Origin of the sequence: Cryobacterium sp. M23 (assembly GCF_002929655.1) — a bacterium.
GTDB classification, from domain to species: Bacteria; Actinomycetota; Actinomycetes; order Actinomycetales; family Microbacteriaceae; genus Cryobacterium; species Cryobacterium sandaracinum.
In genome coordinates this window covers 197,109-210,350 of the sequence record NZ_PJJV01000082.1, presented here as the reverse complement: position 1 = coordinate 210,350, position 13,242 = coordinate 197,109, and the positions used below count along the sequence as shown (strand labels likewise).

At 67.4% G+C, this 13,242-nt stretch carries 13 protein-coding genes and 1 tRNA gene; 5 read left to right on the top strand and 9 right to left on the bottom strand.

The window, feature by feature from the left end:
• Positions 1–3: 3 nt before the first annotated feature.
• A complete protein-coding gene (locus CXY82_RS16530) occupies positions 4–582 on the top strand; it encodes a nitroreductase family protein (protein ID WP_104171857.1) in 579 nt (192 codons plus the stop codon).
• Positions 583–598: 16 nt separating this feature from the next.
• Here CXY82_RS16530 and CXY82_RS16525 read toward each other — a convergent pair.
• Both CXY82_RS16525 and CXY82_RS16520 read right to left on the bottom strand, forming a co-directional pair.
• A tRNA-Thr gene (locus CXY82_RS16525) sits at positions 599–671 on the bottom strand.
• A gap of 73 nt (positions 672–744) precedes the next feature.
• On the bottom strand, positions 745–1,659 hold the full coding sequence (locus tag CXY82_RS16520) for a thioredoxin domain-containing protein (protein WP_104171856.1): 915 nt from the start codon (positions 1,657–1,659) through the stop codon (positions 745–747).
• 252 nt (positions 1,660–1,911) lie between these two features.
• Here CXY82_RS16520 and CXY82_RS16515 point away from each other — a divergent pair, with 252 nt between their 5' ends.
• Positions 1,912–3,009 carry an ABC transporter ATP-binding protein gene (locus CXY82_RS16515; RefSeq protein WP_104171855.1) on the top strand — a complete coding sequence of 366 codons (1,098 nt, stop codon included), beginning with the start codon at positions 1,912–1,914 and terminating at the stop codon, positions 3,007–3,009.
• Between the two features lie 93 nt (positions 3,010–3,102).
• The gene (locus CXY82_RS16510) at positions 3,103–4,431 is read left to right on the top strand and encodes a DUF4032 domain-containing protein (RefSeq protein WP_104171854.1); all 1,329 of its coding nucleotides are present in this window, start codon (positions 3,103–3,105) and stop codon (positions 4,429–4,431) included.
• A 121-nt stretch (positions 4,432–4,552) separates the two neighbouring features.
• Here the strand turns inward: CXY82_RS16510 and rlmB are convergent, their stop codons facing one another.
• From rlmB to CXY82_RS16490, 4 genes are all read right to left on the bottom strand, one after another.
• Positions 4,553–5,665: a 23S rRNA (guanosine(2251)-2'-O)-methyltransferase RlmB gene (rlmB, locus tag CXY82_RS16505; protein WP_104100141.1), complete on the bottom strand. Its 1,113-nt coding sequence runs from the start codon at positions 5,663–5,665 to the stop codon at positions 4,553–4,555.
• The gene (gene cysS, locus CXY82_RS16500) at positions 5,665–7,080 is read right to left on the bottom strand and encodes a cysteine--tRNA ligase (RefSeq protein ID WP_104171853.1); all 1,416 of its coding nucleotides are present in this window, start codon (positions 7,078–7,080) and stop codon (positions 5,665–5,667) included. The genes rlmB and cysS overlap by 1 nt, the downstream gene beginning before the upstream one ends.
• Positions 7,077–8,315 (bottom strand): 2-C-methyl-D-erythritol 4-phosphate cytidylyltransferase, encoded by a 1,239-nt coding sequence (gene ispD / locus CXY82_RS16495; protein WP_104171852.1) that lies wholly within the window; start codon positions 8,313–8,315, stop codon positions 7,077–7,079. Before ispD ends, cysS begins: the two co-directional genes overlap by 4 nt.
• A gap of 205 nt (positions 8,316–8,520) precedes the next feature.
• Positions 8,521–9,003: a CarD family transcriptional regulator gene (locus tag CXY82_RS16490; protein WP_104171851.1), complete on the bottom strand. Its 483-nt coding sequence runs from the start codon at positions 9,001–9,003 to the stop codon at positions 8,521–8,523.
• Positions 9,004–9,168: 165 nt separating this feature from the next.
• On the opposite strand from CXY82_RS16490, the gene CXY82_RS16485 reads away from it, so the two are divergent.
• Entirely contained in the window at positions 9,169–9,645 is a 477-nt protein-coding gene (locus CXY82_RS16485; RefSeq protein WP_104171850.1) for a hypothetical protein, read from the top strand.
• Positions 9,646–9,715: 70 nt separating this feature from the next.
• Here the strand turns inward: CXY82_RS16485 and CXY82_RS16480 are convergent, their stop codons facing one another.
• Complete coding sequence (locus CXY82_RS16480) at positions 9,716–10,396, bottom strand: response regulator transcription factor (protein ID WP_104100146.1); 681 nt, start codon at positions 10,394–10,396, stop codon at positions 9,716–9,718.
• The gene (locus tag CXY82_RS16475) at positions 10,393–11,547 is read right to left on the bottom strand and encodes a cell wall metabolism sensor histidine kinase WalK (RefSeq protein WP_104171849.1); all 1,155 of its coding nucleotides are present in this window, start codon (positions 11,545–11,547) and stop codon (positions 10,393–10,395) included. Before CXY82_RS16475 ends, CXY82_RS16480 begins: the two co-directional genes overlap by 4 nt.
• Before the next feature lie 180 nt (positions 11,548–11,727).
• Here CXY82_RS16475 and phoU point away from each other — a divergent pair, with 180 nt between their 5' ends.
• The gene (gene phoU / locus CXY82_RS16470; RefSeq protein ID WP_104100148.1) at positions 11,728–12,384 is read left to right on the top strand and encodes a phosphate signaling complex protein PhoU; all 657 of its coding nucleotides are present in this window, start codon (positions 11,728–11,730) and stop codon (positions 12,382–12,384) included.
• 86 nt (positions 12,385–12,470) lie between these two features.
• On the opposite strand, the gene CXY82_RS16465 is transcribed toward phoU, so the two are convergent.
• Positions 12,471–13,223, bottom strand: a complete 753-nt coding sequence (locus CXY82_RS16465; protein ID WP_104100149.1) for a phosphoglyceromutase — start codon at positions 13,221–13,223, stop codon at positions 12,471–12,473.
• Between the last annotated feature and the right edge of the window lie 19 nt (positions 13,224–13,242).

Here is a 13,242-nt window from a genome sequence, read left to right as displayed (position 1 = left end):
GCATTGTCCGACCTCCTCGATACGGTCAATCATCGACGCTCCCATTCCAAGGTCACCGGGCAGGCGCCGAGCCATGCGGAACTGCTGCCTTTGGTGGCTGTCGCGGCCCGTGTCGCCGACCATGGCGCTCTGCGTCCGTGGCGGCTGATCGAGTTGCGCGGTGACGCCCGGCGCCGCCTGGGCGAGGCCATGGTCGAGGCCGCCGGGCTGAACGGCGCCGAAGCCGCCAGGCTCGCCGCTAAGCCGCTACGCGCCGAACTTCTGATCGCCGTGGTCGCGAGCCGTCGCGAAAGCGACACGGTGGCGGTCTGGGAACAGGACGCCGTCGCGGCCGGTGTCGCACACATGCTGAGCCTTCTCCTCGCCGCCCAGGGCTGGGGCGTCATGTGGCGTTCCGGCACCCTGGCCCGCACGCAGCCGGTGAACGAAACCCACGGCCTCGCGGCCTCGGAAGAATTGCTCGGCTGGCTGTACGTCGGGGGCATTCCGGCCGATGCAAAACCGGGCGTGCGTTCGCCGATCGATCCGACGGATTTTCTCAGCGCCCTCAAGGAAACCGTCACCGAGAGAACCACGATCTGAAGCGATGAGAGAACAGGGCCGGCCACGGGACTTGAACCCGTAACCCCCACTTTACAAGAGTGGTGCGCTACCAATTGCGCCAGGCCGGCATGAGGCGATTGACGCCTCGACACACCATCCTAAATGACGAACCCGTGCTGTGCCGCCATCGAAGCGGGGCGACTACCCTGCCGGTGGCGGCTCGGGGGTCGGCGTCGAGGTGGAGTAGGTCGCGCCGGCCGCCTGTAGCACGAAGGCCGCGAACTCCCTCGGGTCGTCGAGTGCGCCGACGTACTGCTTTCCGTTGACGAGCACGGTGGGTGTGCCGGTGATGGCCTCGACCTCGGTGTTCGGCAACGGACCGGACAGAGCCCGGTCGGTGGATGCGATGACCCACGATTTGAAGGTCGTGTCGTCAATGCACGCGTTGATCTGCGACACCCGGTCGCTCACGCCGGCATCCTTCACGAGGCCCTTGATGGCCGCGTCGTCGTGACCGGCAGTGCCCTCCTTGGGCTGTTCCTGGAACAGGATGGCGTTGAAGTCGTAGAAGTTTGCGGGGGCGTAATTGGCCACACATGCGGCGGCGTTCGCAGCCCGAAGCGAGTATTTCGTGCCGGAGGACTTGTGGGTCAGGATCGAAACCGGGTGGATCTCCACGGTCGCGGCACCCGACGTGACCCACTGGCTGATCTGGTCACTGTTGGCGGCCTCGAACTCGCTGCAGAACGGGCAGAGGTAGTCGGCGTAGACGCGAATGTCGGCGACCGTGCCGGTCGCATCCGGCTTGGACGGTATCGGCTTGGCCTCGGGCTGGAGCGCGGAGGTCGTGACCGGGGTCATCCCCTCGGAGATCAGCACGCCGTCACTGGCCATGTTCGCCGGACCGGGGCCGACCGGGGGAATCGAGTTGATGATGACCACGGCGATGACCGCGGCAATGGCGACGCCGGCGGCGGCGATTCCGCCGCGCAGGGCGACCCGGTAACGGCGGTCCTTCTTCTTCTGCTCCTCGCGGATCCGCTTGGCCTTGGTGCGCACCGCGTCACGTCGCTGATTCTTAGAGGGACGGCTGTCGCCCGATCCGCCAATAGTCATGAATGCTCGCTCCGAGTAGTTAGTGCAGAGGCAAGCCATTTGCGAATGCCTCCCAAATAGTAGGTCCCCTTTCTGGGAAACGTCCAGACGGGGCCTGTGGGCGGGCTCCGCCGCAGAATTCCCGCCGTCGCCGCGATCCCCCGACATGACATACTAAGAAAGTTGACCTGTCGCACATGACGCGCGGCAGGCGTAGTAACCCATCACAACGGATCGTCCGGCACGTACCTGCCGGTGAAGGAGTAATCAACCATGGCTTCAGTCACGTTCGACAAGGCGACCCGCCTGTATCCGGGTTCCTCTATTCCCGCCGTTGACAAGCTCGACCTGTCGGTTGCCGACGGCGAGTTTCTCGTGCTGGTCGGCCCGTCCGGCTGCGGCAAGTCCACGTCCCTGCGCATGCTCGCCGGCCTCGAAGAAGTCAACGACGGCAACATCTTCATCGGTGAGCGCAACGTGACGGATGTCCCGCCAAAAGACCGCGACATCGCCATGGTCTTCCAGAACTACGCTCTGTACCCCCACATGACGGTCGCCGAGAACATGGGCTTCGCGCTCAAGATCGCCGGCGTCAACAAGGATGAGCGCGCCGCCCGCGTTCTCGAGGCCGCCAAGCTGCTCGACCTCGAGCCGTACCTGAGCCGCAAGCCGAAAGCGCTCTCCGGTGGCCAGCGTCAGCGCGTCGCCATGGGCCGGGCCATCGTGCGTCAGCCCCAGGTTTTCCTGATGGACGAGCCTCTGTCGAACCTCGACGCCAAGCTGCGCGTGCAGACCCGCACCCAGATCGCTTCGCTCCAGCGCCGCCTCGGCGTCACGACGGTCTACGTGACCCACGACCAGACCGAAGCCCTCACCATGGGCGATCGCATCGCGGTCCTCAAGGATGGCGTGCTCCAGCAGGTCGGCACGCCTCGCGACCTGTATTCGAAGCCGAACAACGTCTTCGTTGCCGGCTTCATCGGCAGCCCGGCCATGAACCTGTTCCTGGCCGACACCGTCGACGGCGGCGTCAGGTTCGGCACCGCAACGATCCCCGTGCCCCGCGAGACCCTGGCCGGCTCCACCGGCAAGAAGGTCACGATCGGCGTTCGCCCCGAGGACATCCACCTGTCAACCACGCATGGCGAGGGCCTCGAAGTTGCCGTCGACCTGGTCGAGGAGCTCGGCGCCGACGGTTACCTCTACGGCCACTCCACGGTCGAGGGCAAGCGCACCGATATCGTCGCTCGCGTCGATGGTCGTTCGCACTCGTCCGCCGGCGACACCGTTTACCTCACCCCGACGCCGCACCACATGCACGTGTTCGACGCCGAGACCGGCCTGCGCCTCGGTGGAGCAGTCGCCGACTAGGCACCCGCTCGTCAACGAACGGCCGGATGGAGCATGCTCCGTTCGGCCGTTTTGTCGTTCCCCGACTGCGGAGCACACCGGTAAACTCGACGGATGAGCGGTTCACTCAACATCACATCGGCCACTGCCGATCCAGCCCTACTTGACCTTCCCTGGCACCTCCCGCTGGATGCCTGGCCGAACGAGAACATCGCAGCCCTGCCCAAAGGCATCTCCCGCCACCTTGTGCGCTTCGCTCATTTGAGCGGCCGTGTCGTCGCCATCAAGGAGACCACCAGCGAGATGGCCAAGCGCGAGTACGAGATGCTCCGTACCCTGCAGGGCCTGGAAATTCCCTGCGTCGAGCCGCTCGCCGTGATCACGAACCGCACCGATGACGACGCCGAGCCGCTGAATTCGGTGCTCGTCACCCGGCACCTCAAGTTCTCGCTCCCCTACCGCGCGCTCTACTCGCAGACCCTGCGGCCCGACACCGCCACCCGGCTGGTCGACGCCCTGGCCCTGCTGCTGGTACGCGTGCACATGGCCGGCCTCTTCTGGGGTGATGTGTCGCTGTCCAACACCCTCTTCCGCCGTGACGCCGGCGCGTTCGCCGCCTACCTGGTCGACGCCGAGACCGGGCAGCTATATCCAGGCGGGCTCTCCAACGGCCAGCGCGAGAACGACCTGGAGATCGCGCGCGTCAACATCGCCGGTGAGCTCATGGACCTCGAGGCCGGCGGTCGGGCGGCCGACGAGCTGGATCCCATCCGGGTCAGCAATGGGATCGTGGCCGCCTACCGGCTGCTCTGGAAAGAGCTCACCGGGTCGGAATCCTTCTCCAGCTCCGAACGCTGGCGCATCACGGAACGCGTCGAACGCCTCAACGACCTCGGGTTCGACATCGAGGAACTGGCCATCAAGACGGACAACACGGGTACGACCGTGCGCATCCAGCCGAAGGTCGTCGACGCCGGCCATCACCAGCGGCGCCTGCTGCGGCTGACCGGGCTCGACGCCGAGGAGAACCAGGCCCGGCGCCTGCTCAACGACCTCGACTCCTACCGGGTCTCCTACGGCGACCCGGAGGCCGACGAGGAGATGCTGGCGCACGAGTGGCTGGTGCGCGTCTTCGAACCCGTCATCCGGGCCATTCCCCGCGATCTCAAGGGCAAGCTGGAGCCGGCCGAGGTCTTCCACCAGCTGCTCGACCACCGCTGGTTCATGGCCCAGAACCAGTCCAGGGACATCCCGCTGGCCGAAGCCGTCACCTCCTACGTCAAGGACGTGCTCCGGCACCGCCGCGACGAGGCCACCGTGATCGAGCCGGCCACCGGCGAGATCACGATCCCGATCGACGTGACCGACGATGAGTCCGCCGCCCTGGCGGACGCGGCCGAGTCGGCCGCCGACGACGCGGCCGACTGGCGCCTCAAGGTCTGATCCGGCCGGCGTTCCGCCGGGTCCGTGTACCCAGCCGAACCGTGAGAAAAGCCCGCCGATTGTGGGCTTAAGGGGCTTTTCTCGCGGTTCGGCCTGCCTGACGGGCGCCCGGCGGGTCGGGTTAAGAGGCTGCGGAGGCGGCTGCCGCCGTCGCGGCGGCTGCCTGCTTCGCGACCTTGGCGGCCTTGGCAGCCGCGCGCAGTCGGGAGACCTCGTACAGTGTCACGCCGGCCGCGATCCCCGCGTTGAGGGATTCGGTCGAGGCGCTGATCGGGATCGACACAATCGCGTCGCAGGTCTCGGTGACGAGGCGGGACAGCCCCTTGCCCTCGCTGCCGACCACGATCACGATGGGGCGCTCGGCGAAACCGATGCCGAGCTCGGGCAGCTGGGTGTCGCCATCACCGGCGAGGCCGATGACGAGCACGCCGCGCTCCTTGAGCGCCTTGAGCGACTGGGTCAGGTTGGTGGCCATGGCGACGGGAAGTCGGGCAGCGGCGCCGGCCGACGTCTTCCACGCCGACGCGGTCACGCCGACGGACCGACGCTGCGGCACGATCACGCCATGTCCGCCGAACGCGGCCGTCGAGCGGATGATGGCGCCGAGGTTGCGGGGGTCGGTGATGCCGTCGAGGGCGACGAAGAGCGGCTTGTGGCCGCGGCTGATCGTCAGTTCCAGCAGCTCGAGGGGCTGGGCGTACTCGTAGGACGGCACCTTGAGCGCGAGACCCTGGTGCACCGAGTCCCGGCCGGCCAGGCGGTCGAGCTCCGGGCGCATGACCTCGAGGACGGGGATGCCGCGGGTCGTCGCGAGGGTGAGGACCTCCTTCACCCGTTCGTCCATTTCGATGCGCGTGGCGATGTACAGGGCCGTGGCGGGGATCTTAGCCCGCAGCGCTTCCAGTACGGAGTTGCGCCCGGTCACAACCTCATGCTCGTCGATCTGCTTAGCCCGGCGGGTGGACGCTCCGCCGCCGCCGGTGTTGCCGGTGGTGGCGCTGCGCGGCGCGCTCTTGGGACCCGCGGAACCGCGGCTGCGGCCGCCGCCGGCCGCGACGAAGCGGTCCTGGGCGAGCTTGCGTTTGCCGGCGGGGTGGTAGGGGCGGTCTTCCGCTTTGGGCGTGGGCTTCTTGCCCTCGAGCGCCTGGCGTCCCTGGCCGCCGGAACCGACCTGTGGTCCCCGGCTGCCCTTGCGCACGGCCCCGGTGCGGGACTTACGGTCTGTGTTCTTCATCAGTCAAAACTCCAATGGGCACCCGAGGGGGTGTCTTCGATGGTAATTCCGGCGGCGACGAGCTCGTCCCGGATACGGTCTGCGGCCGCATAGTCGCGGCCCTGCCTTGCGATTTCGCGATCGTCGAGCAGGCGCTCGACGAGGGCGGTGAGTGCGATCATGGCCGGTTCGTCCGTGGCCACGGACCAGCCCGGTGAGAGCGGGTTGATTCCGAGAACCTCACTCATGGCGAGCACGTGACCACGCGCGGCGGCGGCCGCGTGCAGATCTTCGGCGTCCAGCGCCGCGTTGCCGGTACGCACGGTGTCGTGCAACACGGCCAGAGCCTGAGGCACGGCCAGGTCGTCGTCCATGGCGGACGCGAATTCGTCCGGGACGATCTCGACTCCGGATCCGGCGAAGCGGGTGTCCGCCAGGCGGCGGTCGGCGCGGTCGAGGAAGCTCTCGATTCTTTCGAGGGCCGCTTCGGCCTCCACGAGGGAACCCTCGTGGTAGTCGATGGTGGAACGGTAGTGGGCCGCCCCCAGGTAGTAGCGCACGACGATGGCGCGCGCCTGGTCGAGCAGCTCCGCCGCGAAGACCGAGTTGCCCAGCGACTTGGACATCTTCTGCCCGTTCACGTTGACGAGACCGTTGTGCACCCAGTAGCTCGCGAAGCCGTCGCCGGCGGCGGCGGACTGGGCCAGCTCGTTCTCATGGTGCGGGAAGCGCAGGTCGAGCCCGCCGCCGTGGATGTCGAAGTGGGAGCCGAGGTAGCGGGACGCCATGGCCGAGCACTCGATGTGCCAGCCGGGACGGCCGGCTCCCCACGGGGACGGCCAGGAGGCGGACTCCGGTTCGTCGGCTTTGCGACCCTTCCACAGGGCGAAGTCGCGTGGGTCATTCTTGCCACGCGGGTCGGCATCCGCTGCCGGTTCCATGTCGCCGCGCAGCTGGCGGGTGAGGTCACCATAGTCGGGCCAGCTCGCCGTGTCGAAGTAGACGTCGCTGGAGGCGTCATCGGCCGGGTAGGCGTGCCCGAGTTGGATCAGTCGGGTGATCAGGTCTTGCATCTGCTGGATGCTGGCGGTCGCCCTGGGTTCGTAGCTGGGGGCGAGGATGCCCAGCCGCTGGTATCCGGCGGTGAACTCCAGCTCGTAGCGGTAGGCGAGCGCCCACCACTGCTCGGTGCCCCCGACCGCGTGGGCCAGAATTTTGTCGTCGATGTCGGTGACGTTGCGCACGAAGGTGACATCGAAGCCGCGGTAGGTGAGCCAGCGGCGCAGCTGGTCGTAGACGAGGGCGCTGCGCAGGTGGCCGATGTGGGGCGAGGACTGCACGGTGGGTCCACAAACGTAAATACCCACCGCGCCGGGCGTGAGGGGTATGAAGTCGCGGAGGGCCTGGGCCCTGGAATCGTAGAGTCGCATGGTCACGCTTCCCAGCTTAGGTCAGGGTCTGCCGGGGGTTCGGGGAGAATGAGCGCCGTCGCGATGGCGGCGAGGCCCTCGCCGCGGCCAGTGAAGCCCAGGGCATCCGTCGTGGTCGCCGACACGGCGACCGGCGCCTTCAGCAGCGATCCGAGCAGCGCCTCCGCCTCGGCCCGGCGCGTGTTGAGTTTGGGCCGGTTGCCGATGATCTGCACCGTGACGTTGCCGACCCGGAACCCGGCGGCCGCCAGCATGCGCAGGGTCTCGCCGAGGAACACGTCGCCATGGGCGCCGACGAGGCGCGGATCGGATGTGCCGAAGACACCACCGATATCGCCCAACCCGGCGGCGGAGAGCAGGGCGTCGCAGATGGCGTGCACGGCGGCATCGCCATCGCTGTGCCCGGACAGTCCGCGCTCCCCCGGCCAGTGCAGGCCGGCGAGCCACAGTTCGGAGTCGTCGTCGAAGGCGTGCACATCGAGCCCGGTGCCCACGCGGGGCGCGGTGTCGGTGCGGGGCGCGGAGTGGGCCGGCACGCGCGCGCCGAGCAGGGCCTCGGCCCGGCCCAGGTCCCACAGGGTTGTGATCTTGAAGGCGAGCGGGTCCCCGGCGATCACGCTGACCGGGTAGCCGGCGGCGGCCACCACGCCCGCGTCATCGGTCGCCTCGAGCGACGAGCCGGCGGATGCCGCGGCGGCCGCGGCGGCGAGCATCTCCCTCGGGAAGCCCTGCGGGGTCTGCACGGCCGAGAGTGCGGCGCGGTCCACCGTGCCCAGGATCTCGCCGGCAGCGGAGATTTTCTTGATGGTGTCGACCACGGCCAGGCCGGGAACGATGCCGTGACCGGTTGACTGCACCGCGTCGACGACGGCGTCGCAGAGCGCGGCGGGCGTGAGGGCGCGCGCGGCGTCGTGCACCAGGACGGTGCGCACGCCGGGGTGCAGCGCGGCCAGGCCGCGGTTCACCGACTCCTGTCGGGTGGCGCCGCCGGCGACCACGTCGACGGATGCTGCCCCGCCCGCCCTCGAGGCGACCCGGCGGGCGTGGGCCAGGTGGGTGTCGGGCGCGACAACGATGACCTGCACCGGGTCCCGCATCCCGAACACAGAGGCAAGCGCGCGTTCGAGCAGCGTGCGTCCGGCCAGCGAGACGAACGCCTTCGGCTCGGCGTGCCCGAGCCGGCTGCCACTCCCGGCGGCGACGACGATGACTGCGACCTGGGGCGCAGGGGTTTCAGTCATATCTGGAGGCTATCTGGTGAGGTCGGCGACGAATGGACGCGAGACGGTGAGTACGAAGTGGTGCGGGAGGTACTGCGGCAAAAGACCGCGTCGGTGCGGGCGTCGGAGGCACGAAATGCGAAAGGCGGCACCTCGCGGCGCCGCCCTCCATCGAAAGCAAGTCTGGTTACGTGGGTTCTGATTCTGCCGGTTCCGGCTGTGCCGGTTAGGACGCCAGGACCTCGTCGAGGAACGTGGAGGCCTTCTCTTCGTCGGTCTTCTCCGCCAGGGCCAGCTCTGAAATAAGAATCTGACGGGCCTTGGCCAGCATCCGCTTCTCGCCGGCGGACAGGCCCCGGTCCTGGTCGCGGCGCCACAGGTCACGAACGACCTCCGACACCTTGATGACGTCGCCGGATGCGAGCTTTTCCAGGTTGGCCTTGTACCGGCGGGACCAGTTGGTGGGCTCTTCGGTGAAGGGAGCGCGCAGCACCTCGAACACCTTGTCGAGACCCTCTTGGCCGATCACGTCGCGAACGCCGACCAGGTCGACGTTCTCGGCGGGAACCTCAATGGTCAGATCGCCCTGGGTGACATTCAGCTTCAGATACAGTTTCTCTTCACCCTTGACCATGCGCGTCTTCACCTCGGTGATCGTCGCAGCACCATGGTGGGGATAAACGACAGTTTCGCCAACCTCAAACAGCATATGTGTATCCCTTCAGCAACGACGAGGCTACCACAGCCGCCAGTGGTAAGGTGCGCCGCGCCCGGGCGCGCGCGGCTCAGCCCGACGGGAGCCGGTAGGCTGAAGGGGAAAGCTAAATTTGCAGCGTTTGGCCGTCAGGCGGAACGGTGATCTGTTGGAGGCGTTGTGAAAGCTCGTATCATCGTGTCCGTCGTTGTGGCGACCGGCATCCTTCTGGGGACCAGCGGCTGCAATCTCCTGGCACCGCAGTCGACGACCGCGAAATACGACGCAAGCGACGGAGTCAGCGGCAATGTCGGCGACCTCGCCATCCGCAACGCCATGCTCCTGTCGGACGACGGCAACATCGCCAACCTCGTGGTCACCGTCGTCAACTCGGGCGATTCGGCACACAGCCTGAACGTGCAGTACGACGACGGCACCGAGAAGTTCACCCAGGAGGTGAACGTGGACGCGAACTCCAGCGTCACGTTCGGCACACCAGATGCCCCGACCGTCACCGTCACGGCCGACGTCGCGCCAGGGTCGCTGTTCCCCGTCTTCTTCCAGTACGGCAACAAGACCGGCGTCGAAGTTCTCGTCCCGGTGCTCGACGGCTCACTCGAGGAGTACTCGACGCTGCTGCCGACCTCCGCCCCGTAGGGCGAGGCCGACTGGCCGCTCCGGATCGCGGCACGCATTCCCGCGCGGGCGCCCTCCGTCGCGCCCGGCCTCAGGCGTCGAAGCGGTAGCCCAGGCCGCGCACGGTGACCAGCATGGTCGGATCCGAGGGGGCGGCTTCGATCCGCGACCGGATCCGCTTGATGTGCACGTCCAGGGTCTTGGTATCCCCGAAGTAGTCGCTGCCCCAGACCCGGTCGATCAGCTGACCTCGGGTGAGCACCCGGCCGGCGTTGCGGAGCAGGAACTCCAGCAGCTCGAATTCTTTCAGCGGCAGGTTCACGATCTCGCCGGACACTGTCACGGTGTGCCGCTCGGTGTCCATCCGCACTGTGCCCGCCGACAGCAGGCTCAGGTCCTCCCCGACCTCGTCGGTGCGGCGCCGGGAAACGGCACGGATGCGGGCGAGCAGTTCCCGGGTCGAATACGGCTTGGTGACGTAGTCGTCGGCGCCGAGCTCGAGCCCGACCACGATGTCCACCTCGGAGTCCTTGGCGGTCAGCATGATGATCGGCACAGACGACCGCGTGCGGATCTCCCGACACACCTCCGTGCCCGGGATGCCGGGGAGCATGAGGTCGAGCAGAATCAGGTCTGCGCCGGTGCGGTCGAACTCGCTGATAGCGCTCGGACCGTCTTCGGCGACGGTGACCTCGTACCCCTCCCGCTCGAGCAGGAAGCTCAGCGGCTCACTGAGCGCGCTCTCGTCTTCGACTAGAAGGATGTGGGTCATGGGGTGTCTCCTATCGCCGCCGAAGCGGGGTGCGGCGCCTCCGGGAGGCGGATGGTGAAGGTCGAACCGCTGCCCGGCTGCGACCAGACGCGGATGTCGCCGCCGTGGATCTGAACGATGTGCTTGACGATCGCGAGGCCGAGCCCCGTACCGCCGGTGTGCCGCGAGCGGGCCTGGTCGACCCGGAAGAAGCGTTCGAAGATCCGATCAAGATCGGCTTCCTCGATGCCCACGCCCTGGTCGGTGACGCTGATCTCGACGACTCCGGCGTTCTTGCGCACCCCGACCCCGACGCGGGAACCCTCTGCTGAGTAGTTCACGGCGTTGGCCACAAGATTGTGCACGGCCATCACGAGGAGCCGCTCGTCGCCGCTCACCTCGGCCCCCGATTTCTTGCCGAGGGCGATCGTGATCCGGTCCGCCTCCGCGGTGACCCGGCTCTGGTCCACCGCCGTGGCCACGATGACGTCGACGTTGAGGATCTCGGGCTCGGTCAGGGAATCCTGCGCCTGTAGGCGGGACAATTCGATGATCTCCTGGGTCAGGCGGCTGAGGCGACCGGACTCAGTGGTAAGGCGGTTCGCGAAGCGGCGCACCTGCACCGGCTCGTCCGCCGCCTGGGTGAGCGCCTCGGCCAGCAGCCCCACGGCGGCGATGGGCGTCTTCAACTCATGGCTGATGTTGGCGACGAAGTCCCGGCGCACCTCGTCGAGCCGGAAGGCCTCGGTGCGGTCCTCCGCCAGCACCAGAACGTACCGTGTTCCCAGCCGGGCCAACCGCACCCGCACCCGCATGCTGGCATCACCGAAGGGCCCGCGGGAGAGGACCAGGTGGTCCGAGATCGGCTCGCCGGAACGGCGCACCTGGCTGATCAGGTTCAGGAGCTCGGAGTGCACCAGCTGCCGGTTCCAGACCAGTCCCATCGACACCGCGGCCTGGGATGCCTTGATCACGTTGTTGGACGGGTCGACGACGGCACCGGCCGTCTCCAGCGCGTCGAGCACCTGGTCGATTCCGTCGGGGACGGCCGGGTTGACGACCTCGGCGGCGCGCCGACCGTGACGCTCGGCCACGTGCAGCAGCGTCATGAAGCCGGCCCCGACAGTCAGGCCGAGGGCCAGCGCCAGAAGCACAAGCCCTGTCGATTCCATTCATCCAGAATACTGACGTTTATTCCGGGTGGGTGACGGGGCCGTCCCGGCGCGCAGGCTACTTTAGGTAGAGTTCAAGACCACGGCACCTGCCGTTAACCTCCCTCCCCCATGATTCGGTGGGGCCAGGTGGGTCTCACGCGTCTGCGTGTTACGCGCGCCCAGGAAGGACCACACACCATGCGTGAAGTATTCCAGCAGGAACTCGCCGAAGTGCAGGATCGCCTTGTCGAGATCTCCCGACTCGTGGCGATCTCCATCGACAAGGCGACGCGCGCCTTCAACGAGTCCGACGTCGGTCTGGCGGAAGAAGCGATTTCCGAAGACGAGAAGATCGACGAGCTGACCATCGAACTCGATGAGCTGGCCATCACGATCCTGGCCCGCCAGCAGCCGGTCGCACGCGACCTGCGCATCGTCGTCAGCGCCCTGCGCATCAGCGCGTCGCTCGAACGGATGGGCGATCTGTCCACGCACATCGCCCAGCTGGCCCGTTACCGGTTCCCCGACAAGGTCGTGCCGAAAAGCCTGCGCGCCACCTTCGCCGAGATGGGCACGCTCGTCACGGCAATCGCGCACATGCTCACCGCGCTTCTGACCAATGAGGACATGAAGCTGGCCGAAACCATCCGCAACGAAGACGACAAGGTCGACGCGCTGCACCTCAGCGTGTTCGACGCCGTGCTCGGGGCGACCTGGAAGGGCCAGGCGGCCGACACGGTCGATTCCACCCTCGCCAGCCGCTACCATGAGCGCTTCGCCGACCACGCGGTCTCGATCGCGAAGAAGGTGCAGTACCTCGGCACCGGCGCCTGGCAGCAGAACACGAACGCCTAGAGTCCAGGCGTTCCGGCGTCACCAGGAACGAGAAAGCCCCGGAAGCAGTCGCTTCCGGGGCTTTCTCGTTCCTGGTGGGTTGGACGCTACTTCTTGTTTCCCTGGGCCGCGACGGCGGCGGCACCGGCGGCGGCAGCCTCGGGGTCAAGGTAACGGCCGGGGCCGAGCGGCATCATGTCCGCGCCGAGGCGGTAGACCAGCGGGATGCCGGTGGGGATGTTCAGCTCGGCGATGTCCGCGTCACTGATGCCATCGAGGTGCTTGACCAGCGCGCGCAGCGAGTTGCCATGGGCGGTGACGAGAACCGTCTTGCCCGCACGCAGGTCGGGGGTGATGTCGGATTCCCAGTAGGGCAGCATCCGGTCGACGACGTCGCTGAGGCACTCGGTGCGGGGCAGGTCGTCGCCGAGCGCCGCGTAACGCGGGTCGTGCGCCTGAGACCAGCGGGAATCGTCGGCCAGCACGGGCGGCGGAACGTCGAAGGAGCGGCGCCACAGCTGGAACTGCTCGGGCCCGAACTTGGCGAGGGTCTCCGCCTTGTCGAGACCCTGCAGGGCGCCGTAGTGGCGCTCGTTGAGCCGCCAGGAGCGCTTGACGTCGATCCACAGCCGGTCGGCTTCTTCCAGAGCGATGTTCGCGGTTTGGATGGCGCGGGTAAGTAATGAGGTGTGCAGGATGTCGGGCAGCAGGCCCGACTCGGCGAGAAGCTCGCCGGCGCGCTTGGCTTCGCCCGCGCCCTGCTCGCTCAGCCTGACATCCACCCAGCCGGTGAAAAGGTTTTCCTGGTTCCATAGGCTTTGGCCGTGACGGAGAAGGATGAGATTGTATGCATCTGACATGAGTCCAACTCTACCGACG

What these genes read in the sequence shown, in the direction of transcription:
- rlmB (WP_104100141.1), bottom strand. Translation starts at nt 5,665, where the DNA reads ATGAAGAACACAGACCGTAAGTCCCGCACCGGGGCCGTGCGCAAGGGC.
- phoU (WP_104100148.1), top strand. Translation starts at nt 11,728, where the DNA reads ATGCGTGAAGTATTCCAGCAGGAACTCGCCGAAGTGCAGGATCGCCTT.
- CXY82_RS16510 (WP_104171854.1), top strand. Translation starts at nt 3,103, where the DNA reads ATGAGCGGTTCACTCAACATCACATCGGCCACTGCCGATCCAGCCCTA.
- CXY82_RS16515 (WP_104171855.1), top strand. Translation starts at nt 1,912, where the DNA reads ATGGCTTCAGTCACGTTCGACAAGGCGACCCGCCTGTATCCGGGTTCC.
- CXY82_RS16480 (WP_104100146.1), bottom strand. Translation starts at nt 10,396, where the DNA reads ATGACCCACATCCTTCTAGTCGAAGACGAGAGCGCGCTCAGTGAGCCG.
- CXY82_RS16520 (WP_104171856.1), bottom strand. Translation starts at nt 1,659, where the DNA reads ATGACTATTGGCGGATCGGGCGACAGCCGTCCCTCTAAGAATCAGCGA.
- CXY82_RS16465 (WP_104100149.1), bottom strand. Translation starts at nt 13,223, where the DNA reads ATGTCAGATGCATACAATCTCATCCTTCTCCGTCACGGCCAAAGCCTA.
- CXY82_RS16490 (WP_104171851.1), bottom strand. Translation starts at nt 9,003, where the DNA reads ATGCTGTTTGAGGTTGGCGAAACTGTCGTTTATCCCCACCATGGTGCT.
- CXY82_RS16475 (WP_104171849.1), bottom strand. Translation starts at nt 11,547, where the DNA reads ATGGAATCGACAGGGCTTGTGCTTCTGGCGCTGGCCCTCGGCCTGACT.
- ispD (WP_104171852.1), bottom strand. Translation starts at nt 8,315, where the DNA reads ATGACTGAAACCCCTGCGCCCCAGGTCGCAGTCATCGTCGTCGCCGCC.